Origin of the sequence: Amycolatopsis sp. NPDC098790, from assembly GCF_044759945.1 — a bacterium.
In the GTDB taxonomy this organism is placed as follows: Bacteria; Actinomycetota; Actinomycetes; order Mycobacteriales; family Pseudonocardiaceae; genus Amycolatopsis.
The window spans coordinates 1,602,252-1,622,740 of sequence record NZ_JBIWAI010000002.1; the positions used below are offsets into that span (position 1 = coordinate 1,602,252).

General features: G+C 71.7%; 21 protein-coding genes. 13 read left to right on the forward strand and 8 right to left on the reverse strand.

From position 1 onward, the window contains the following. Positions 1-143 precede the first annotated feature (143 nt). The 3 genes from ACIQWX_RS21190 to ACIQWX_RS21200 all read left to right on the forward strand — a co-directional run bounded on the left by ACIQWX_RS21190 (position 144) and on the right by ACIQWX_RS21200 (position 2,976). Entirely contained in the window at positions 144-1,295 is a 1,152-nt protein-coding gene (locus ACIQWX_RS21190) for a site-2 protease family protein (protein WP_400873409.1), read from the forward strand. A gap of 62 nt (positions 1,296-1,357) precedes the next feature. Then, positions 1,358-2,188, forward strand: a complete 831-nt coding sequence (locus ACIQWX_RS21195) for a tRNA (adenine-N1)-methyltransferase (RefSeq protein ID WP_400873412.1) — start codon at positions 1,358-1,360, stop codon at positions 2,186-2,188. 5 nt (positions 2,189-2,193) lie between these two features. Further along, entirely contained in the window at positions 2,194-2,976 is a 783-nt protein-coding gene (locus tag ACIQWX_RS21200; RefSeq protein WP_400873415.1) for a pentapeptide repeat-containing protein, read from the forward strand. Here ACIQWX_RS21200 and ACIQWX_RS21205 read toward each other — a convergent pair. Continuing rightward, positions 2,973-3,419, reverse strand: a complete 447-nt coding sequence (locus tag ACIQWX_RS21205) for a hypothetical protein (protein WP_400873418.1) — start codon at positions 3,417-3,419, stop codon at positions 2,973-2,975. The two genes, ACIQWX_RS21200 and ACIQWX_RS21205, sit on opposite strands and share 4 nt — an antisense overlap. A 13-nt stretch (positions 3,420-3,432) precedes the next feature. Then, positions 3,433-4,320 carry a hypothetical protein gene (locus ACIQWX_RS21210; RefSeq protein ID WP_400873421.1) on the reverse strand — a complete coding sequence of 296 codons (888 nt, stop codon included), beginning with the start codon at positions 4,318-4,320 and terminating at the stop codon, positions 3,433-3,435. 364 nt (positions 4,321-4,684) lie between these two features. Here ACIQWX_RS21210 and arc point away from each other — a divergent pair, with 364 nt between their 5' ends. Further along, the gene (gene arc / locus ACIQWX_RS21215) at positions 4,685-6,487 is read left to right on the forward strand and encodes a proteasome ATPase (protein WP_400873424.1); all 1,803 of its coding nucleotides are present in this window, start codon (positions 4,685-4,687) and stop codon (positions 6,485-6,487) included. Between the two features lie 50 nt (positions 6,488-6,537). Here the strand turns inward: arc and ACIQWX_RS21220 are convergent, their stop codons facing one another. Next, positions 6,538-7,455, reverse strand: a complete 918-nt coding sequence (locus tag ACIQWX_RS21220; protein WP_400873427.1) for a DMT family transporter — start codon at positions 7,453-7,455, stop codon at positions 6,538-6,540. Between the two features lie 97 nt (positions 7,456-7,552). On the opposite strand from ACIQWX_RS21220, the gene ACIQWX_RS21225 reads away from it, so the two are divergent. Further along, a complete protein-coding gene (locus ACIQWX_RS21225; protein ID WP_400873431.1) occupies positions 7,553-8,392 on the forward strand; it encodes a DUF3626 domain-containing protein in 840 nt (279 codons plus the stop codon). Here the strand turns inward: ACIQWX_RS21225 and ACIQWX_RS21230 are convergent. Beyond that, on the reverse strand, positions 8,375-9,253 hold the full coding sequence (locus ACIQWX_RS21230; RefSeq protein ID WP_400873435.1) for a TIGR03620 family F420-dependent LLM class oxidoreductase: 879 nt from the start codon (positions 9,251-9,253) through the stop codon (positions 8,375-8,377). The two genes, ACIQWX_RS21225 and ACIQWX_RS21230, sit on opposite strands and share 18 nt — an antisense overlap. A gap of 68 nt (positions 9,254-9,321) precedes the next feature. Then, the gene (locus ACIQWX_RS21235) at positions 9,322-9,660 is read right to left on the reverse strand and encodes an ArsR/SmtB family transcription factor (protein ID WP_400873438.1); all 339 of its coding nucleotides are present in this window, start codon (positions 9,658-9,660) and stop codon (positions 9,322-9,324) included. Positions 9,661-9,707: 47 nt separating this feature from the next. Between ACIQWX_RS21235 and ACIQWX_RS21240 the strand changes: the two genes are divergently transcribed. Genes ACIQWX_RS21240 through ACIQWX_RS21250 form a run of 3 tightly spaced genes read left to right on the forward strand, consistent with a single transcriptional unit; the run spans position 9,708 to position 11,649 of the window. Beyond that, complete coding sequence (locus tag ACIQWX_RS21240) at positions 9,708-10,046, forward strand: hypothetical protein (protein WP_400873441.1); 339 nt, start codon at positions 9,708-9,710, stop codon at positions 10,044-10,046. After that, positions 10,043-10,984 (forward strand): aldo/keto reductase, encoded by a 942-nt coding sequence (locus ACIQWX_RS21245; protein WP_400873444.1) that lies wholly within the window; start codon positions 10,043-10,045, stop codon positions 10,982-10,984. Before ACIQWX_RS21240 ends, ACIQWX_RS21245 begins: the two co-directional genes overlap by 4 nt. 53 nt (positions 10,985-11,037) lie before the next feature. Then, positions 11,038-11,649, forward strand: a complete 612-nt coding sequence (locus ACIQWX_RS21250) for a hypothetical protein (protein ID WP_400873446.1) — start codon at positions 11,038-11,040, stop codon at positions 11,647-11,649. Here the strand turns inward: ACIQWX_RS21250 and ACIQWX_RS21255 are convergent. Further along, positions 11,640-12,158 carry an NUDIX domain-containing protein gene (locus ACIQWX_RS21255; protein ID WP_400873449.1) on the reverse strand — a complete coding sequence of 173 codons (519 nt, stop codon included), beginning with the start codon at positions 12,156-12,158 and terminating at the stop codon, positions 11,640-11,642. The two genes, ACIQWX_RS21250 and ACIQWX_RS21255, sit on opposite strands and share 10 nt — an antisense overlap. A 42-nt stretch (positions 12,159-12,200) precedes the next feature. Between ACIQWX_RS21255 and dop the strand changes: the two genes are divergently transcribed. The 4 genes from dop to prcA all read left to right on the forward strand — a co-directional run bounded on the left by dop (position 12,201) and on the right by prcA (position 15,805). Further along, on the forward strand, positions 12,201-13,703 hold the full coding sequence (dop, locus tag ACIQWX_RS21260) for a depupylase/deamidase Dop (protein WP_400873452.1): 1,503 nt from the start codon (positions 12,201-12,203) through the stop codon (positions 13,701-13,703). Between the two features lie 86 nt (positions 13,704-13,789). Then, positions 13,790-13,984: a ubiquitin-like protein Pup gene (locus tag ACIQWX_RS21265; RefSeq protein ID WP_013226725.1), complete on the forward strand. Its 195-nt coding sequence runs from the start codon at positions 13,790-13,792 to the stop codon at positions 13,982-13,984. Between the two features lie 120 nt (positions 13,985-14,104). Continuing rightward, a complete protein-coding gene (prcB, locus tag ACIQWX_RS21270; RefSeq protein ID WP_400873456.1) occupies positions 14,105-14,959 on the forward strand; it encodes a proteasome subunit beta in 855 nt (284 codons plus the stop codon). Between the two features lie 54 nt (positions 14,960-15,013). Then, entirely contained in the window at positions 15,014-15,805 is a 792-nt protein-coding gene (prcA, locus tag ACIQWX_RS21275) for a proteasome subunit alpha (RefSeq protein WP_400873460.1), read from the forward strand. Positions 15,806-16,161: 356 nt separating this feature from the next. On the opposite strand, the gene ACIQWX_RS21280 is transcribed toward prcA, so the two are convergent. Beyond that, positions 16,162-17,346 carry an alpha/beta hydrolase gene (locus tag ACIQWX_RS21280; RefSeq protein ID WP_400873464.1) on the reverse strand — a complete coding sequence of 395 codons (1,185 nt, stop codon included), beginning with the start codon at positions 17,344-17,346 and terminating at the stop codon, positions 16,162-16,164. 103 nt (positions 17,347-17,449) lie between these two features. After that, the gene (locus tag ACIQWX_RS21285; protein WP_400875845.1) at positions 17,450-18,874 is read right to left on the reverse strand and encodes a bifunctional phosphatase PAP2/diacylglycerol kinase family protein; all 1,425 of its coding nucleotides are present in this window, start codon (positions 18,872-18,874) and stop codon (positions 17,450-17,452) included. Between the two features lie 199 nt (positions 18,875-19,073). On the opposite strand from ACIQWX_RS21285, the gene pafA reads away from it, so the two are divergent. Further along, on the forward strand, positions 19,074-20,432 hold the full coding sequence (gene pafA / locus ACIQWX_RS21290; RefSeq protein ID WP_125316382.1) for a Pup--protein ligase: 1,359 nt from the start codon (positions 19,074-19,076) through the stop codon (positions 20,430-20,432). The last annotated feature ends 57 nt before the right edge of the window (positions 20,433-20,489 follow it).

Consider the following 20,489-nt stretch of genomic DNA (forward strand, 5'->3'; position numbering starts at 1 on the left):
GCGGCGCGAAGCGCCTCCGTTGAGGGTGGTGGCGGGGGCATGGGAGGAGCAACCAAGGCCACATTGGGGCGCTCCTCGCCGTGGGCGGCACCACCCGGACCGGGTCACCCGCTTCCCACACCGGGGGCTCTAGGCTCTCCCGCATGGCCGCGACCAGTGAACAGGGCACCGGGGGCACCCGGCAGGCCGTCCTCCCGGACGGCGGGCTCCTGCTGTTCCGGGTCGCCGGCGTGCCCGTGCTGCTCGCGCCGTCCTGGTGGATCGGGTCGCTGATCGTCGTCGTGCTCTACACGCCGCTGGTCGGCAGGCTGCTCCCGGACGCCTCGACCCTGACGTCGTGGCTGCTGGCCGGTGCCTTCGCGCTGCTGCTGGGCCTGTCGGTGCTGGCGCACGAGCTCGGGCACTGCGTCGCCGCGCTGCGGCTGGGGATCCCGGTGCGGCGGGTGCGCCTGTTCCTGCTCGGCGGGCTGTCCGAAGTGGCCAGGACGCCGAAGCGGCCGGTCCACGAGGGCCTGGTCGCCGCGGCGGGCCCGGCGGTCTCGCTGCTGCTGGGCGGGTTCTGCGGCCTGCTGATGTTCGCCGTCCCGCCGGACGGCGCGGTCTGGATGCTGGTGGCCGAGTGCGCGGTGGCGAACCTCGCCGTCGGCGTGTTCAACCTCCTGCCCGGCCTGCCCCTCGACGGCGGCAGGCTGGTCCGCGCCGGCGTCTGGGCGGCCACCGGGATCCGCGCGAAGGGCACGCGCGCCGCCGTCGCCGGCGGCGCGGTCGTCGCCGCGGGACTGCTCGTGTGGGCACTGTGGGGACTGGCGGCCGGCAGCCCGGACCGGTGGCTGCGCCTGGGTGTCTGCGTCGTCACGGCGTGGTTCGTGGTCCTCGGCGCGCGCTCGGAGCTGAACGCCGAGTCGCGCCGCACGTGGCCGGAAGGACTGGACCTCACCGAGCTGGTGCGGCCGGTGCTGCAGCTGCCCGCCGAAAGCCCGGTGTCGGACGCGCTGGCGGCGTCGGCAGGCCGGGGCGTGGTGCTCGTCCGCGCGGACGGCGTCGCGGCCGGGCTGCTCGACACCGGTGCGGCGGAACGCCTCGCGGGCACCTCGCCGCACGCGCCCGCCGAGCTCGCGGCGGAGCCGATCCGCGCCGAAACCGTCCTGCTGGCCTCGGAACCGGGGGAGGACGTCGTCGAGCGCGTCCGCGAGACGGCGGCGTGGCAGTTCCTGGTCGTCGACGACGAGGGCCGCCCCGCGGGCGTGCTGCGCCGGGACGACCTGCGCGCCGCGCTGAACCGCCGTACCCGCTGAGGCCGGGCCCCGGGCGGCCTGCGAAGATCTGTCGTCGGCCATTCGGGGTACAGGAGGAAGTGTTGTCGGTCAGCGGACCGTTTCGCGCGGGTGATCGGGTGCAGTTGACCGACTCGAAGGGGCGGCACTACACCTTGACGCTGGCCGACGGCGGGGAGTACCACACCCACCGCGGCGCGCTCGCCCACGACGACCTCATCGGCCGTCCCGAGGGCTCGGTGGTCATGTCGGCGGGCGGGTCGACGTACCTGGCGTTGCGCCCGCTCCTGCCGGACTACGTGCTTTCGATGCCCCGCGGCGCGCAGGTGATCTACCCGAAGGACGCCGCGCAGATCGTGATGTGGGGCGACATCTTCCCGGGCGCCCGCGTGCTCGAGGCGGGCGCGGGTTCCGGCGCGCTGACGTGTTCGCTGCTGCGCGCGGTCGGCTCCGAAGGGCACGTGAGCTCGTACGAGATCCGCGACGACCACGCGGTGCACGCCGAGCACAACGTCGTGAAGTTCTTCGGGGAGAAGCCGGCCAACTGGACGCTGACGGTCGCGGACCTGGCGACCCACGAGGGCGAGGTCGACCGGGTCGTGCTGGACATGCTGGCCCCGTGGGACCAGCTGCCGAACGTCGCCGCGCACCTCGTGCCGGGCGGCGTGCTGACGGTGTACGTGGCGACGGTGACGCAGCTGTCCCGCGTGACGGAGTCGCTGCGCGAGCAGCAGTGCTGGACCGAGCCCGAATCGTGGGAAACGCTGATGCGGCCGTGGCACGTGGTGGGCCTGGCGGTGCGCCCGGACCACCGGATGGTCGCGCACACGGCGTTCCTGCTCACCGCGCGCCGGCTCGCGGACGGCACGGTGTCACCCCGCGTGTCCCGGCGCCCCTCGAAGGGCAAGGGCTAGCGAGGGTGTCTTCGCGCCGGAAGGCCGGGTTCGCGGTGGCAGCCGCCGTCGTGACCGGCCTGGTGGTGCTGTGCGTGGTCTTCGCGCCGGGGTGGCTCGTCGGGACTTCGCCGGGCCTGGCGCCGGCGGATCGGCTGAAGGCCGTCAACGACGTTCGTGCCACGCTGCTGCAGGCGCTCGGCGGCCTGCTCGCGCTGGCGGGTGTCGGCCTCGGTGCGCTTCTCACGTCCCGGCAGCTGGTGCTCAACCGGGAAAGCCGATCGATCGACCTGTTCACCAAGGCGATCGACCAGCTCGGGGCCGAGCAGGGGCCGACCCGGCAGGGCGCCGTCTACGCGCTCGAGCAGCTGGCCGATCTCGATCCCCGCTATCGCGGGCACATCCACGCGCTGCTGACGTCCTTCATCTGCTCCCGGGCGCCGTGGGAACCCGAGGCAGCGGACCGCGAAAGCGGTCCGGCGGACGACGTTTCGGCTGCGGTGGCGGCGCTGGGCCGCGGCGGGATGATCGAACCCGACGCGGGCTCCGAGCTCGAGCGGGTCGACCTGCGGAACGCCGATCTGGCCGGCCTGGCGATCCCGAGAGTCTGCTTCGCGGGGGCGAACCTGGCGGGCGCGGTGCTGCGGAACGCGGACCTCACCGGCGCGACGCTGACCGGCACGATCCTGCGGGACGCGGATCTGCGCGGCGCCGACCTCACGGGCGCGGACCTGGCCGGCGCGGACCTCGCCGGGATCAGGGCCGACGGCACCACCCGATGGCCCGCCGGCTTCCCGCCGCCCACTTAACCGGGCACGCACCAGCGGCCGTTCTCCTTGTGCAGCGGGAAGGGCGTGTCCTTCGTCCCGCCCGGGGCTTCGACGTGCACCTTCGCCGTCGCTGACTCGCCGCGGACCTCCGGTGGCTCCGGCAACGTCGCCTTCACCGGGCCGGCCGCGTCCCACATCCGCTGCAGCCTCCCCAGAGCGTCCGCGGTCTGCGGGCGGCACGTCAGCTTGCCGAACGCCGCCGAATCGTGGGCCGTGATCGCGTCGACGATCGCGCGGGCCAGCACGTTCACCGCCGCGGTGTCGACCGCGCTCGGCGCCGCCGACGTCGAGGTGCGGGTCACCGGGGCCGGGCTCGACGGCGCGGGCGGGGAGCCGGACGGCGCGACGAGCAGCAGTCCCAGCACCACGCCCGCCCCGGCCACGCCGAGCAGCACGAGCCCGGCGGCGAGCGCGCGGTTCACCGAACGCGGGGGCTCACGAGCCGTCCGCCTTGACGTTGGACAGGCACCAGAGGCCGGATTCCTTCTGGGCCGACATCGTGCCGACCTTGGTCTTGCTGCCGTCCGTTGCCGAGTAGCGCACGGTGGACTTGTCCCCGGTGTCCTGCGGCGAGCCGGTCAGCTTCACCGTGACCTTCGGGATCTCGCCCGTGGTGCCCTCGAAGACGCTCCGGCAGATCGTGTCGGCCAGCGCCTTCTCGTCGCCCGCGTTGTAGGCGTCGATCGTCGCGTCGAACAGCTCCTGCGAGCTGCCCTTGCCGGACGGCGCGGGGCCGCTCGCGGGCTTGCTGCTCTTCGTCGAGGGGCTCGTCGGCGAGCTGGTCTTCGGCTTCGAGGTCGACGTCTTCGGCGCGGACGTCGGGGCCGCGGAGCTGCTGCTGGCGGGCGGTGCCGCAGTGTTGTTGTCGTCCCCGTTGGCCAGGACGAACCACGTCACGCCGCCGCCGACGAGGATCACCGCGGCGGCCGCGATGCCGACGATGAGGCCGGTCTTCTTCTTGGGCGGGGGCGCGTCACCGAAGCCGCCGCCTCCGTACGGGTCGTAACCGCCGAAGCCGGGCTGCTGCTGGGCCGGCTGCCCCCACTGGTCCTGCTGGGGCTGCTGCTGCCCCCACTGGTCCTGCTGCCCGTACTGGGGGTAGCCCTGCTGGGGCTGAGGGCCCGTCTGGGGCGGGTAACCGCCCTGCTGCGGCTGACCGTACGGATCGGGCTGCCCGAACTGCTGGGTGCCGCCGTAGCCCGGCTGGGGCTGCGGTCCGCTCTGGGGGTAGCCGCCGGGCTGCCGGCCGTACGGCCCGGGCTGCTGCCCGTAACCCCCGGGCTGCTGGCCGTAGCCGCCCGGTTGCTGCGGCGGGTAGGTCATGGGTGGTGCCCCCTAGCGTTCCTTCGACGGTGACCCGGCCTTCGAGGCGGCCGACGTCGGCCCGATGCTAGCCATCGGGCCGCTCCGCCGCGCGGTTAGGGCGGAAGTGGCCGGAATTGCCCGGCTCGGGCGGGGTTGGCGCCCCGGAGGGCCGGGTACTCCCGACGTGCTTGGTTCGTCCCGGCCCGGACGGGCCCGCGACGCGCCGGGGCCACGGCACCGAAATGGCCTCTTGCGCTGCGGGAATGTCCGTGCTGGACCAGGCGAGGAAACCGCGACGCGCCGATCTTGTGATCCGGAAAGGCCTTTTCTTGTCGGTGATCGCCGGTACCGTGGAATGAAAAGCACTCCGAGGAGGTGCCCGATGCATCATGACCTTCCCGGAGGTCGGCGCGAGGAAGCCGACCCTTCAGCAACATCCGGAGCTGGGACGACGGCGGACGAGCAGGCTCGGCAGATCCGTTTTCTCGAGGAGGAAGTGGCGCTGCTGCGCCGCAAACTGACCGACTCGCCACGGCAGAACCGAGTTCTCGAACAGCGGCTCGCCGAGGCCTCGGAAAGGGTGAGCCAGCTCACCGAACGCAACACCAAGCTGGTCGAAACCCTGCGTGAGGCACGAGGACAGCTCCTCGCGCTGCGTGAGGAGGTCGACCGGCTGGCCCAGCCGCCGTCCGGCTACGGCGTCTTCGTCGAGGCGTACGAGGACAACACGGTGGACGTCTACACGGCGGGCCGCAAGATGCGGGTGTCGGTGTCGCCCGCGGTCGAGCTCTCCACGTTGCGACGCGGCCAGGCGCTGCGGCTCAACGAGGCGCTCACCGTGGTCGAGGCCGGCGGCTTCGAACGCACCGGCGAGGTGTGCGCGTTGCGTGAGGTGCTCGCCGCCGACGTCGAGGGCGGCAGCCTTCGCGCGCTGGTGGTCGGGCACGCGGACGAAGAGCGGGTGGTCCTGCTCTCCGACCTGCTGGCCGAGCAGCCGCTCAAGCCGGGCGACTCGCTGCTGGTCGACTCCAAGGCCGGCTACGCGTACGAGCGCGTGCCGAAGGCGGAGGTCGAGGACCTGGTGCTGGAGGAGGTGCCGGACGTCCGCTACGAGGACATCGGCGGCCTCACCCGGCAGATCGAGCAGATCCGCGACGCGGTGGAACTGCCGTTCCTGCACGCCGACCTGTACCAGGAGTACCAGCTGCGCCCGCCCAAGGGCGTCCTGCTCTACGGCCCGCCGGGCTGCGGCAAGACGCTCATCGCCAAGGCGGTCGCGAACTCGCTGGCCAAGAAGGTGGCCGCGGCCCGGGGCGAAAACGAGGACGGGAAGTCCTACTTCCTGAACATCAAGGGTCCCGAGCTGCTCAACAAGTTCGTCGGGGAGACCGAGCGGCACATCCGCCTGATCTTCCAGCGGGCGCGGGAGAAGGCCTCCGAAGGCACCCCGGTGATCGTGTTCTTCGACGAGATGGACTCGATCTTCCGGACCCGTGGGTCGGGCGTGTCGTCCGACGTCGAAACCACGATCGTGCCGCAGCTGCTGTCGGAGATCGACGGTGTCGAAGGCCTGGAGAACGTCATCGTCATCGGCGCCTCCAACCGCGAGGACATGATCGACCCGGCGATCCTGCGGCCGGGCCGGCTCGACGTCAAGATCAAGATCGAGCGTCCGGACGCCGAAGGCGCGAAGGACATCTTCTCCAAGTACCTGGCCGAAGGGCTGCCGATCCACGCGGACGACCTCGCCGAGTTCGGCGGCGACGCCAAGGCGACGTTCGACGCGATGATCCAGCACACCGTCGAGCGCATGTACGAGGAGAGCGACGAGAACCGGTTCCTCGAGGTGACCTACGCCAACGGGGACAAGGAAGTCCTGTACTTCCGCGACTTCAACTCGGGCGCGATGATCCAGAACATCGTGGACCGGGCGAAGAAGTCGGCGATCAAGTCGGTGCTGGAGACCAAGCAGCCGGGTCTGCGCGTCCAGCACCTGCTCGACGCGATCGTCGACGAGTTCGCGGAGAACGAGGACCTCCCGAACACCACCAACCCGGACGACTGGGCCCGGATCTCCGGCAAGAAGGGCGAGCGGATCGTCTACATCCGCACGCTCGTCACCGGCAAGAACCAGGACTCGGGGCGGGCGATCGACACCGCCACGAACACCGGTCAGTACCTGTAAGTCCGACGCGCGATGGGGCGGTCACCTCGGTGGCCGCCCCATCGGCGTGTCTAGCGGCTGACCATCTCGGGTTCGCGCGTGCGCCGCCGCAGGCGGCCGTGGGCCGCGAGGATGCCCACCACGATCAGGACCGCGCCGGCCGGCTGGTTCCAGCTCACCGGCTCGCCCAGCACCAGCACGCCGAGCAGGACCCCGACCACCGGTGTGAGGTAGGTCACCGCGGAGGCGTTGGCTGCTCCCCAGGCCGCGATGATCCGGACGTTCCAGACATACGCGATCCCGGTTCCGAAGACGCCGAGCGCCACCGTGCTCGCCACCACCGCGAAGTCCAGGTGCACCGGCGTGACCGCGATCGCGGGCGCCAGCAAGCCGAGGATGACCGTCGCCGAGCCGGTCTGACCGAACGCGACGACGACGGGGTCGGCGCCACGCGGAGAGACGAACCGGCGCATGTAGACGAAGCACGCGCCGTAGCACGTCGTGGCGCCCAGGCACGCGAGCTGCGCGGTCAGCTGGTGCGAGACGTCGACGCCGTGCCACACCCCGACGATCGTGAGCACGCCGAGGAAACCGAGCGACAGGCCCAGCACCCGCGGCGGCGTGAACCGCTCTTCGGGTAGCGCGGCGGCTGCGAGGAGCATCGTGACGAGCGGTGTCGTCGCGTTGAAGATACTGGCCAAACCGGACGAAATGTACTGTTCCGCCCACGAGAACAGCAGGAACGGCACCACGCACAACAGCACCGAAACGACCGCGAGGTGGCCCCACAGCACGGGATCCCGGGGGAGTGGCCGCCGGCGCGCCACCAGCACGACGGCCAGCGCGAGCGCGCCCAGCGCTACCCGTGCGAGCGCGATCTGCGCGGGGGAGAGCCCGGCCAGCCCCACCTTGATGAACAGGAAACTCGCACCCCACACGACGGCCAGCAGCGCGAACCGCACCGTGACGCCGAAACCTTCGAGCCGCATGGGCGCAGTCAAGCCGGGACGCCGGGGGTGAAGCCAGCGGTTTTCGGACCTCTCCATTCCGTATAACGACCTATACGCGTCGGGGTAGGATGCGCCCATGGCGGCTGGGGAACCGGGATGGCGGCGAGCGGTGGCGCACGTCGCCGGCCTCGTGAGCGGGCCGCCGCTGCCCGAGGGGCTGGACGTCACCGTCCACTTCCACCCGGACCGCCTGGTGGGGGAGGTGCCGTTGCTGCGCCACCTCGCCACCGACGGCGTCTACCGCTCGCAGTTCGAGACGGGCACGAGCAACGGCGGCCTCACCGCGCACGCCGGGGGAGACCGGTGGCGCTGGGAGCACCGCATCTTCGGCGGCGCTTACGACGACCTGCCGCCGTCGGCCCGCCCCAAGTACGGCTCGCTCAACTACCGCCGCCGCCCGGCCGGAGGTTCCGTCCGGTTCGGCTCGTCCCACCTGGTGCTGAAGCGGGAAGTGCTGGCGCGGACGACGTTCTGCTACCCGGACAGCTTCGGCGAGCCGGAGGACTTCGGCACCGCCGTCCACATGCCGTTGCTGCGCCTCGCCGAGGCGGACGTCCAGGACGAGTTGGACGACCACATCGAGGCCCACGTCCACGGCCCGCTCCGGCTGGCGGCCGACGTCGAGGCGCTCGTGCTGGACCCGGCGTTCCGCGGCACCGGCGTCGAAGCGGCCGCCGCGGACCTGCCGTTTCCGACCCGCTGGCACCACGGGTTCCGCCTGCCGGTCGAGGTGCTGGCCGAGCACGCGGACTACCGCGGCGAGGACGTCGTGCGGGCCGGCAAGGAGATCGCCGAGGACGGCAGGCTCGACGCCCGCGTGATCGGCGAGGCCGTCCGCGCCGGCCGGCACGATCCCCAGGTGCTCAAGCGCGTCTGGCACTGCACCGCCCGGTTCGGCCTACGCGGCGACCGGTAGCAGCGCCTCGGCCAGCCGGCGCCAGTGCGGCATCGCCGACCCGCCCGGGGCGATGCCGATGACCTGGATGCCGACGTGGTCGGCGCCCGCGTCGAGGTGCTCGCGCAGCTTCGCGGTGATCGTCTCGAGGTCGCCCCAGAACACCAGGTCGTCGACGATCCGGTCGGCCGCGCCGTCGATCTCCTCCTGGGTGTAGCCGAGGCGCCGGAACTTCGCGATGTTGTACGGCTGCGTGAGGTACGGCTGCAGGTGTTCGCGGGCGGTCTCGCGCGCCTTCTCCGCGTCGGTCTCGAACAGCACCGCGTGCTCGACGCCCAGGAACGAGTCGTCGCCGAGGATTTCGCGTGCCTGAGCCGTGTGTTCGGGGGTGACGTGGTAAGTGTGCGCGCCCGCTGTCCGGTCGCGGGCGAGCTCCAGCATCTTGGGGCCGTACGCGGCCAGGAGGCGCCGCGTCGGGCCCTGCGGCGCGGGGTTGCCGTTCGTGACGGCGTCCATCGCGTCGAGGTACTCGCTCACCGCCGTCAAGGGCTTCGGGCCGGGCACTCCGCCGAAGCCGAGGCCGAGCAGGTGGCGGTCCGGGTAGGCGTCCGCGAGCAGCGCGGCCCCGCCTTGCGTCCAGCGCGGCCCGCGCGACCCGATCTGCGCGATGCCGTTGACGACGGCCAGGTTCCGGGTGCTCGCCAGCAGGAAGCCGGCGTGGGTGAGCGCTTCGCGGCCGTCGGTCTCCGGGACCCAGATCGCCGGCCAGCCCAGTTCTTCCAGCTCCTGCGCGGATTCCCGGATCCGGCTCGCCGGCAGGCCTTCGAAGTCGAACGTCCAGATCCCGTAGCGGCCGAGCCGCATGCCCTCGATGGTGGTCATGGATCGAAGTATCGCAGAACTGCGATATGAGTCAACCCGGCGGGTGCCCAGCCGGGGGAGGGGACAGGTCAGAGGGAGCGGCCCAGCACCGCGACGAACCCGGCGATCCGGGCTTCGTCGCGCTTGTAGTGCGTCCACTTCCCGACGCGCGTCGCGTGCACCAGGCCGGCGCGCTGCAGCGCGGCCATGTACGCCGAGACGGTCGACTGCGCGAGCCCCGTCTTCTCCTGGATGTGGCTCACGCACACGCCGACCTCCGCCGGGTCGGCGATCGCCCGCTCGACGGGGAAGTGCTTCTCCGGCTCGCGCAGCCACAGCAGGATCTGCAACCGCTCGGGGTTCGCGAGCGCCTTGAAGACGTCGAGCAGCTGCTCGACGTCCGGCGGCGATTCGGCGCGTGTCGTCATGGCTGCCACCGAGTATATCGACGTATAACGACCTATACTCACCGGCTGTGAGCGAAGAAACGCACCGGCCCCGCGCGCCGATCACCGAGTCCGACGTCCTGGCCTGGCTGGAGACGACGGCGGCCGCCGTCCAGGCGGGGGAGGTGGGCGCCCAGGAGCTCATCGACATCCTCGGCGAGCTCCGCCGCGCCTCGGCGGCCTGTGCCGACGCGTCCGACTGGGCGCTGCTCGCCGCGCGCGAAGGCGGTGCGAGCCTGCGCCAGATCGCGCCGGTCTTCGGCAAGGGCTACGTCCGGGCCCCGGCCGCGCGCCTGGAGAAGCTGCACCGCCAGGCGCAGAACTCCGACCAGTGGCTGGCCATCCTCCGGCACAAGCAGACCGCGTGAAGGGCGCCGTGGACCGCGTCGCGCTCGGCCTGGCGGCGCTGGGCCGCCCCGCCTACATCAACCTCGGCCGCGACGGCGCCCTGCCACCGGTGCGGGACGTCGATTCCATGCGGGCCGCCACTTTCGCGGTGCTCGACGACGCCTACGCGGCGGGCGTCCGGCACGTCGACGTCGCCCGCTCGTACGGGCGCTCGGAGGAGTTCCTGGCCGGCTGGCTCGCCGAACGCGGGCACGGCGACGTCGAGGTCTCCAGCAAGTGGGGTTACGCGTACGTCGGGGACTGGCGGCTCGACGCCGACGTGCACGAGGTGAAGGAGCACTCGGCGGCGCGGTTCGCGACGCAGTGGGCGGAAACCCTGACCCTGCTGGGGGATCGGGTCGGGCTGTACCAGGTGCATTCGCTCACTGTGGACAGTCCGCTGTTCACCGACGAGCCGTTGGTCGAGGCGCTGGCGGAGCTGTCCGCGAACGGCGTCGCGGTCGGGTTCTCGACCTCCGGACCGGCGCAGGCGGCCGCGATCGAGCGGGCGTTCGCGCTGGAAGTGGCCGGACAGCCGGTGTTTTCCGCGGTGCAGTCGACGTGGAACGTCCTGGAGCAGTCGGCCGGCCGGGCGCTCTCCGCGGCGCACACGGGCGGGAAACGCGTGCTGGTCAAGGAAACCCTCGCCAACGGCAGGCTCGCGGTGGAGGCGCCGAAGACCGTCCTCGGCATCGCGTCGGCGCACGGGATCGGCCCGGACGCGGTCGCGATCGCCGCGGTGCTGGCCCAGGACTGGGTGGACACCGCTGTCATCGGCCCCGCGAGCCCGGTTCAGCTGGAAGCGAACCTGCGGGCCACGGCGGTGGCGCTGGGCGCGGCCGACCAGGACGCGCTTGCCGGGCTCGCCGAGGACCCCGGCGCGTACTGGCGACACCGGTCCTCCTTGGCGTGGGATTGAGCGGCTGCACTACCCTTCGCAGGCACCAGCGGACGACAGGGAGGCCGGAGCAAGTGCGTCATCGGCAGGTGGTCGCCCTGGCCGCGCTCGCGTTGGCGGGCCTCACGGCCTGCGACGGGCCCGACCCGAACAACCTCGAGACGTACTACGACGATCCGGCGCCGACGTCCGCGCCGGTCACGACCGCCGAAGTGCCGGTGAGCCCCGCGAAGGCCGCTCCGGTCACGCCGCCGGAGCCCGATGCCGGGCTGCTCGCGGAACCCGCGCTGCTGTCCGATGCGGACGTCGCGGAGGAAGGTGTGCAGCCGGCCTCGAACGAGGTCGCGGGCTGCCTGGCGGACGGGCCGTCGGCGGGCAGCCGGACCGTGACCTGGCGCTACCCCAGCGGGTCGGCGCTGAGCCACCGCGTCCTGGTGTTCCCGGACGGGTCGGCCGCCCAGGCCGTCGCGGACAACGAGTGCGCGGGCAAGACCGTGGGCGTCCCCGCCCAGCCCGGGGTCGAGCGGCAGCAGGCCTGGAGCGACGGCAAGACCTGCACGGTGCTGCTGGCCAAGGGAAAGCTCGTGTCCGAGCTGACCGTCTCGGCGAGCACCGGGACGCGGGCCGTGGACGCGGCGAAACGCCTTCTCCCCGCGATGACGGCGAAGCTGACGGCTCAGCCGTAACGGCGGAACCATTCCTGGACGCCTTCGCGGCCGTCGGGGATGAACGGCAGCTCCGGTGCCGGGTCGTCGACCCAGGCGCGGAGGTCTTCCAAGGCGATCCAGCGGCCCTCGACGATCTCTTCGGCCTGGTGGTGGATCGGGCCGTCCCAGCGGACCTCGAACGCGAAGTTGTGGCAGCGGTTGCGGCCGTCGTCGTAGACCTTGGTGAACAGCGGAACGGGTTCCACCCCCTGGACGCCGAGCTCTTCGGCCAGTTCGCGGCGAGCGCACTCGGCCGGGGTTTCGCCCGCGGCGACCACGCCGCCCGCCCAGCAGTCCCAGGTCGAGGGGAAGACGTCCTTGACCGCGGTGCGCAGGTGCACGTAGACGGCGCTGCCGTCACCCGAACGGACGAGCACGACGCCGGCGGCGTGCCACAGGCCCTCGGCGCGGAGGCGGGAGCGGGTCGTCGAACCGACGACGGAGCCAGCCTGGTCATAGAGGGCAACGAGTTCGTCACTGCCTGGCATGGGTGCATCGTTCCACTAGGGCGACCCCGTAGGGTGGTGGACATGCGGCGGATCATGGGAACCGAAGTCGAGTACGGCATCTCCGTGCCGGGCGACGCGACGGCGAACCCGGTACTCACCTCGACCCAGGTCGTGCTGGCCTACGCGGCCGCGGCCGACATCCCCCGGGCCCGGCGGGCGCGGTGGGACTACGAGGTGGAGTCGCCGCTGCGCGACGCGCGCGGGTTCGACCTGACCGGCCCCGGCGGCCCGGGGCACGACCCGGACGTCGAGGACCTCGGCGCGGCGAACGTCATCCTGACCAACGGCGCGCGGCTGTACGTCGACCACGCGCACCCGGAGTACTCCGCACCCGAGGTGACGAACGCGCGCGACGCCGTCATCTGGGACAAGGCGGGGGAGCGGGTGATGGAGGAGGCCGCGCTGAAGGCGGCGTCCGTGCCCGGCCAGCCGCAGCTTCAGCTGTACAAGAACAACGTCGACGGCAAGGGCGCGAGCTACGGCACGCACGAGAACTACCTGATGGCGCGCTCGACGCCGTTCACCGCGGTGATCGCGGGGCTGACGCCGTTCTTCGTGTCGCGGCAGGTCGTGACCGGCTCGGGCCGGGTCGGGATCGGCCAGCAGAGCGAGGAAGCCGGCTTCCAGCTCTCCCAGCGTGCGGACTACATCGAGGTCGAGGTCGGCCTGGAGACGACGCTGAAGCGCGGGATCATCAACACGCGCGACGAGCCGCACGCGGACGCGGACAAGTACCGCCGGCTGCACGTCATCATCGGCGACGCGAACATGTCGGAGTACTCGACGTACCTCAAGGTCGGGACGACGGCGCTGGTGCTGGACCTGATCGAGTCGGGCATCCGGTTCGACGACCTGAAGCTCGACGAGCCGGTCAAGGCGGTGCACCAGATCAGCCACGACCCGACGCTGAAGACGCAGGTCGCGCTGGCGAACGGGAAGAAGTACACCGGGCTGGACCTGCAGTTCGCCTACCACGAGATCGCGTCGCAGAACCTGGAGCGCATCGAGGCGGACGAGGCGGCGAAGGAGGTCCTGCGGGTCTGGGGCGAGGTGCTGGACGCGCTGGCCCGCGACCCGCAGGAGTGTGCCGACCGGCTGGACTGGCCGGCCAAGCTGCGGCTGCTGGAGGGCTACCGGCAGCGGGACCAGCTGGCCTGGGGCGCGCCGCGGCTGCGCCTGGTCGACCTGCAGTACTCCGACGTCCGGCTGGCGAAGGGCCTGTACAACCGGCTCGTGACGCGCGGGTCGATGAAGCGGCTGGTCACCGAGGAAGAGGTGGTGGCCGCGGTGACGACGCCGCCGTCGGACACGCGGGCCTACTTCCGCGGCCGGGCGCTGGAGAAGTACGCGACCTCGATCGCCGCGGCGTCGTGGGATTCGGTCATCTTCGACGTGGGCAAGGAGTCGCTGGTGCGGATCCCGACCCTGGAGCCGCTGCGGGGGACGAAGGCGCACGTCGGCAAGCTGCTGGACGAGTCGGCGACCGCCGAGGACCTGGTGGAGGCGCTCACCGGTTCGGACTAGGCGTGACGCACCAGCGATCGCGGCGTTGCCCCGAATGTCGGGGCCGCTGGGTAGGCTAGGAAACATCAGCCAGACCGGGAGGCGAGATGGCCCAGGAAAAGATCGAAAAGCACGGCGGTGGTGACTCCGACGAGGAGTTCGACGACACCGGCGCGGCGGGTCAGGAGCGGCGCGAGAAGCTCGGCGAGGACGTGGACACGATCCTGGACGAGATCGACGACGTGCTCGAGGAGAACGCCGAGGACTTCGTCCGGGCCTACGTGCAGAAGGGCGGCGAGTAAGCCGCTCGGGCCCCGCGCCCTTGCCGACCGTTCAGCCGGCGGCCGGGGCTCCGCGTGACGGCGTGCCGCACGGGGGGCTCTGGTCGCTCTGGCCCGCACAGATGGGATTTTTGAGCACGTATGGACAACACCAGGGGCATCTCGGGTCCCGCGCTGCCGGCCGCGTACTTCTCGTCGGCGACGTCGTCGTTCTCGGACTTCCTGCGCGAGCAGGCGCCTGACCTGCTCCCCCAGCGGAAGGTGGCGCCGGGCGTGGCCGAGCTGGGCGTGCCGCACGGGACGACGATCGTCGCCTGCACCTTCGCGGGCGGGGTGCTGATCGCGGGTGACCGGCGGGCGACATCGGGGAACCTGATCGCGAGCCGGGACATCGAGAAGGTGCACGTCACCGACGAGTACTCGGCGGTGGGCATCGCGGGCACGGCGGGGCTGGCCGTGGAGATGGTGCGGCTCTACGCCGTGGAGCTCGCGCACTACGAGAAGATCGAGGGCGTTTCGCTGTCGCTGGACGGCAAGACGAACAAGCTGGCCGGGATGGTCAAGGGCAACCTCGAGATGGCGATGGCCGGGCTGGCGGCCATCCCGCTGTTCGTCGGGTACGACCTGGAGGCCGAGGACGCCAAGCACGCCGGGCGGATCGTGTCGTACGACGCCGCGGGCGGGCGCTACGAGGAGAACGGCGGCTACGCGGGCATCGGCTCGGGTTCGCTGTTCGCGAAGTCCGCGCTGAAGAAGCTGCACGACCCGGACGCCGACGTCGAGGGCGCGGTGCGGGTCGCCGTGGAGGCGCTGTACGACGCGGCGGACGACGACACCGCGTCGGGCGGCCCGGACCTGGTGCGCCGGATCTTCCCGAGCGTCGTGACGATCACCGCCGAGCACGGCGCCGTGCAGCTGTCGGAGTCCGAGACCGCCGCGGTCGCGGAAGCCGTGGTGGCGGGGCGGATCGAGCGCCAGCAGCGCCGGCTTTCCTGACGCGGGCGGAGAACCAGTGAACGTGGAACCACCGGAAGACCTGGAGCGCACACCGTGACGATGCCGTTGTATGCCTCTCCCGAGCAGCTGATGCGGGAGCGTTCCGAGCTGGCGCGCAAGGGCATCGCGCGCGGCCGGAGCGTCGTGGTGCTGAAGTACGCGGGCGGCGTGCTGTTCGTGGCGGAGAACCCCTCGGCCACGCTGCACAAGGTGTCCGAGATCTACGACCGGATCGGCTTCGCCGCGGTCGGGCGCTACAGCGAGTTCGAGAACCTGCGCGTGGCGGGCATCCGGCACGCGGACCTCAAGGGCTACCAGTACGACCGCCGCGACGTGAGCGCCCGGGCGCTGGCGAACGCCTACGCGGCGACGCTGGGCAGCATCTTCACCGAGCAGCTGAAGCCGTTCGAGGTGGAGGTCTGCGTGGCGGAGGTCGGCGCGAGCGCGGCGGAGGATCAGCTGTACCGCCTGACCTACGACGGCTCGATCTTCGACGAGCCGCAGTACATCGTGATGGGCGGCCAGACGGACAAGATCGCCACGAAGCTGAAGGAGACGTTCGAGGACGGCCTGGACCTCCAGGCGGCGCTGGGCGTGGCGGTGGCGGCGCTGCGCACCCCGAGCCAGCCGTCCACGACGACGTCGTCGGGCTCCTCGGCAGCGTCGTCGTCGTCGTCGGCGAACGGCAACGGCGAGGCCGACCCGATCAAGCTGGAGGTGGCGGTCCTGGACCGCGACCGCCCCCGCCGCTCGTTCCGCCGCCTGACGGGCACAGCGCTGGACGCGCTGCTGCCGGTACCGGACCCGGTGGGCGAGGAGCCGGAGAGCAAGCCGGAAGGCGAGTAAGAACTTTTCCAAAGGCGGGGCGTGGCCACCGGCCACGCCCCGCCGTCATGCGCCAGACGATGACAACGGCCAGACTGGCCAACCCAGACAAAAGGAGCTGGGTGGTCATCCCGTCGCCTGAGGCCGCAAAAATCACTTTGAGCCAGGCCCGCAACCCACCCGCAAGAAGCGAGCCGGCAACGCAACCTTGCGGGCCTGGCTCAAAGTGATTGGCCTCAATCAGGCGACGGGATGACCACCCAGCGGCCCAAACGAGAACGCAAGAAGCCCACAAAGACCGAGGCCATCCCAGAGCCTGCCCGTCCGGCGAGGACATCTTTCGAAAAAACGACGAACGCCCGAAGCCCACCCAGGCATCAAGACGCGGCCGGAGAAGCCCGAAAGCCCTGGTCGGCGAACGCCAGCAGATAAGGCAACGTCGCCCGAGCCGTATGCCAAGTGTGGTTGAACCCCCGCTCAGCGTGAACCACCGCCTCCTGCCCCCGAGCGCGCAACGCCTCCGCGATCCGACGAGCCGTCGTGACATCGGTCGGAGCGCCCGTGCCCACCGCCAACATCACCGAAACCGGCGCCGGAAAGTCCATCGTCGGCAAGTACCGACGCGGCGTGTTGGCCGCGATCGCGGCCCGGTTGCCGTCCAGAACGCCCACCGAGTCGTTCAGATCGTCGTACGGCAACGCGATCAGGAGCGTGCCGAACTCGTCCACGTGGTGCAGGCCGATGTTCAGCGCCCCGAAGCCGCCGCCGGACATGCCGCCCAGCGCCCGGTGGCTGCGGTCGGCCACCGTCCGGTAGCGCTGGTCGATCGCCGGGACCACCGTGCGCGCCAGGTACGTCTCCAGCTGCGGGCCGCCCGGGACGTCGAGGCACTCCCAGTCCGTGCTGGGCACCCCGGCCGTCAGGTCGACGCTCACCACGATCATCGGCGCGATCACGTTCGCCTGCTGCAGGGCCAGCAGCGTGCCGGGCGCGTCACCCGAGGTCAGCCAGTCGCGCGGGCCGCCGAACGGGTAACCGTGGATCAGGTAGACGACCGGGTACCGCCGGGCCGCGTCGGCGTTGTAGCCCGGCGGGAGGATGACGTAGTTGCTGCCGGACGGGACGCCGTGCGCGGGGTCGGGGAGGTTCACCACGTCGATCCGCTGGCCGGCGGCCGCGCTGCCGGCGCCCGGGCGTGACACCGGTGCCTCCTTGCCGTCGTCGAGCAGCCGCCCGGCCAGGTTGACGACGCCGGGCCCCTTCTGGAGCAGCCGCGCGAGGTCGTCGGAGGTGCGCACGTACCCGACGTAGCTGTTCAGCGCAGTTACCCCGGCGAGCAGCAGCAGGACGCCGAACGCCGTGAAGCCCCAGCGGCGCGTCCGGCGCCGGTGCCACAGCGCGATGACCGCGGCGAGGACCGCGACGGCGGCCGAGGCGAAGGCGAGCCAGATGAGCGGCGACTCGAACGGGCCCAGGTCACGGGCGCGCGCGGTGACGTCGCCGGGCAGCACCGGGTCGGCGACGGCCCGGTGGAGGCCGCTCGCCAGGCCGTGCGCGTCCATCGAATCCCCGCTCGTCCCCTGGCCACGGGCAGGGTCGCCCGCATCTCGATCAAGACGCTAGCCAGGGGACGCTGTGGGTTCGTTGAGAGGAGGTAAAGAGCCCTTAAAGGCGGTAGATGGTCAACGCGCTGGGGTTCGACCGGAAGCGGAACCGGTTGCCCAGCGGGCCGACTTCGCCGTCGGTCGCGACGCGGCGGTGGCCGTCCAGCAGCTCGACGTCCAGCTCGGCCACGTCCAGCTCCTGGTAGACGTGGCTGGCCGCGAGGCTGCGGGTGACCATCGCCAGCAGGAACCGGGCTCGCGAGTAGGGCAGGTCGGCACGCAGGTACCGGACGTCGAGCAGGCCGGTGTCGAGCGCGGGCCGCCGGCTGGGCGCGAAGCCCTTCGGCGCGTACGTGCCGTTGCCGACGAACAGCAGCCAGACCTGGGTGCGCTTGCCGTTGAGCCGCACGGTCAGCGGCCGGGCGTGGCGCAGCGTGCGGGTCAGTGCGATCGCCGCGGAGGGCCACTTCGGGTGCTTCTCCTGCAGCTTCTCGCGCAGCCGGACCATCTCCGGGTAGCCGCCCAGGCTCGCGGTGTTGACGAACCACCGGTGCGCGGTGCCGTCGCCGCCCTCGATCTCGACCTCGCCCAGGTCGATGCCGACGGCGTTGCCGACTTCGGTCGCCGCGTCGGCGTCGGGCATCGACCGGACGCCGACGTCGCGGGCGAAGTGGTTGAGCGTGCCCGCCGGGATCAGCGCGAGCGGCAGGTCGCGTTCGGCGGCGACCGCGGCGACCGCGGCCACGGTGCCGTCCCCGCCCGCGACGCCGAGTGCGCGAACGGTCCCGCGGGCGTCGATCTCGCCTTCGAGCTGGGCGATCAGGTCCTGGTCGGGGTCCGGGTGGAGGATCTCGGCCTTGGGCCAGGCGTGCCGGGCGTCCTCGGTCGGGTCCTGGCCGTCGATGCCGGACTTCGGGTTGACCAGCACGAGCATGTCGTCGCCGTCGACCATCTCCGGCGCGTCCGCGTCGTGGGCGGTGCGGGCCGGGACGTCGTCGTGCAGCGGCCACCAGTGCCGGGTCGCCAGGCCGACGCCGACGCCGATGCCCAGGCCGACGCCCACGTCCGACGGCCAGTGGACCCCGGTGTGGACGCGGGAGTAGGCGACCGCGAGCGCGAGCGGCGCCACGGCGAGGCCGGCGCGCGGCGATTCCATCGCCACCGCCGTCGCGAAGGCGGCCGCGGAGGCGGAGTGGCCGGACGGGAACGAGGACGACGTCGGGCGTTTCCGCAGGCGGCGGCGCATCGGCGTCTCTTCCTCGGCCGGGCGGCGGCGGGGGAAGAGCGGCTTGCCGATCAGGTTCGCCGCGGCGCTGGCCCCGGCGATCGCGACGACCCCGCGCAGCGCCGCGCGCCGCGTCGGCCCCTTCTGCACCGCCAGCAGCGCCGCTACGCCCCACCACAGGCGGGACTTGTTCGCCGATCTGGACAGCGCCATCAGCGCGTCGTCGGCTTTCGTGGCCGGGAGGGCGGCGGTGCGCCGCATGAGGGCGCGGTCGGTGCGCCCGACCCGCCGGAAGGCCTGGATCAGCTGGTGTGTCAAGGAGTCGCCTTCCCCAAGTCGTCAAGAGCAGTGCTCCAATCGTGCCTGAATCGGGGAGATTTCACCGTCTGTGGCAGACCGGGGGCGTGTCGACGCCCGAACGGCGCACCGTCGAAGGGGGTGCAGCGCCTACTCTGGGGGGATGCAGCGGCGGATCTTTGGCATCGAGACCGAGTTCGGGGTCACGTGCACCTTCCACGGACAGCGCAGGCTCTCGCCCGACGAGGTGGCGCGCTACCTCTTCCGGCGGGTCGTGTCCTGGGGACGCTCGTCGAACGTCTTCCTGTCGAACGGCTCCCGGCTCTACCTGGACGTCGGCTCGCACCCCGAGTACGCGACGGCCGAGTGCGACGACCTGGTCCAGCTGGTCACGCACGACAAGGCGGGCGAGCGGATCCTCGAGGATTTGCTGGTCGACGCCGAACGACGGCTCGCCGACGAGGGCATCGGCGGCGACATCTTCCTCTTCAAGAACAACACCGACTCCGCGGGCAACTCCTACGGCTGCCACGAGAACTACCTGGTGACCCGCGCGGGTGAGTTCTCGCGGATCGCGGACGTGCTCCTGCCGTTCCTGGTGACCCGGCAGCTCATCTGCGGCGCCGGCAAGGTGCTGCAGACCCCGCGCGGCGCGGTCTACTGCCTCTCCCAGCGTGCGGAACACATCTGGGAGGGCGTCTCGAGCGCGACCACGCGCTCGCGGCCCATCATCAACACCCGCGACGAGCCCCACGCCGACGCCGAGCGCTACCGGCGCCTGCACGTCATCGTGGGCGACTCGAACATGGCCGAGCCGACGACCATGCTCAAGGTCGGCTCGGCGAACCTGGTGCTGGAGATGATCGAGGCCGGCGTCCAGTTCCGCGACTTCACCCTGGACAACCCGATCCGGGCGATCCGCGAGATCAGCCACGACCTCACCGGCCGCCGCCAGGTGCGCCTCGCCGGCGGGCGCGAGGCCTCGGCCCTGGACATCCAGCGCGAGTACCACGCCCGCGCCGTCCAGCACCTCAAGGACAACGGCTCGACCCCGGCGAACGAGCGCGTCGTCGAGCTGTGGGGCCGGGCGCTGGACGCGGTCGAGCAGCAGGACTTCGGCAAGATCGACACCGAGATCGACTGGGCGATCAAGCACCGGCTGGTGGAGCGCTACCGGCACAAGCACGACCTGGACCTCTCCAGCCCGCGCATCGCGCAGCTCGACCTGGCCTACCACGACATCCGCCGGGGCCGGGGCATCTTCGACCTGCTCCAGCGCAAGGGCCTGGTCCGCCGGGTCACCGACGACGGCGAGATCGAGGCCGCCAAGGACACCCCGCCCCAGACGACCCGCGCGAAGCTGCGCGGCGACTTCATCGCCGCCGCCCAGGCCGCGGGCCGCGACTTCACCGTCGACTGGGTGCACCTGAAGCTGAACGACCAGGCCCAGCGCACGGTCCTGTGCAAGGACCCGTTCCGCTCGGTCGACGAGCGCGTGGAGCGCCTGATCAGCTCGCTCTGATTCTGCGTACCCGCCCGGTGTTCCCTACGAAAGTCGCCGGGCGGGTGCGGCAGGATC

Coding starts and splice junctions, on each gene's coding strand:
- ACIQWX_RS21190 (WP_400873409.1), top strand. CDS start 144: ATGGCCGCGACCAGTGAACAGGGCACCGGGGGCACCCGGCAGGCCGTC.
- ACIQWX_RS21210 (WP_400873421.1), bottom strand. CDS start 4,320: ATGACCTACCCGCCGCAGCAACCGGGCGGCTACGGCCAGCAGCCCGGG.
- arc (WP_400873424.1), top strand. CDS start 4,685: ATGCATCATGACCTTCCCGGAGGTCGGCGCGAGGAAGCCGACCCTTCA.
- ACIQWX_RS21220 (WP_400873427.1), bottom strand. CDS start 7,455: ATGCGGCTCGAAGGTTTCGGCGTCACGGTGCGGTTCGCGCTGCTGGCC.
- ACIQWX_RS21225 (WP_400873431.1), top strand. CDS start 7,553: ATGGCGGCTGGGGAACCGGGATGGCGGCGAGCGGTGGCGCACGTCGCC.
- ACIQWX_RS21230 (WP_400873435.1), bottom strand. CDS start 9,253: ATGACCACCATCGAGGGCATGCGGCTCGGCCGCTACGGGATCTGGACG.
- ACIQWX_RS21235 (WP_400873438.1), bottom strand. CDS start 9,660: ATGACGACACGCGCCGAATCGCCGCCGGACGTCGAGCAGCTGCTCGAC.
- ACIQWX_RS21255 (WP_400873449.1), bottom strand. CDS start 12,158: ATGCCAGGCAGTGACGAACTCGTTGCCCTCTATGACCAGGCTGGCTCC.
- dop (WP_400873452.1), top strand. CDS start 12,201: ATGCGGCGGATCATGGGAACCGAAGTCGAGTACGGCATCTCCGTGCCG.
- ACIQWX_RS21265 (WP_013226725.1), top strand. CDS start 13,790: ATGGCCCAGGAAAAGATCGAAAAGCACGGCGGTGGTGACTCCGACGAG.
- prcB (WP_400873456.1), top strand. CDS start 14,105: ATGGACAACACCAGGGGCATCTCGGGTCCCGCGCTGCCGGCCGCGTAC.
- ACIQWX_RS21280 (WP_400873464.1), bottom strand. CDS start 17,346: ATGGACGCGCACGGCCTGGCGAGCGGCCTCCACCGGGCCGTCGCCGAC.
- ACIQWX_RS21285 (WP_400875845.1), bottom strand. CDS start 18,874: ATGCGGCGCACCGCCGCCCTCCCGGCCACGAAAGCCGACGACGCGCTG.
- pafA (WP_125316382.1), top strand. CDS start 19,074: ATGCAGCGGCGGATCTTTGGCATCGAGACCGAGTTCGGGGTCACGTGC.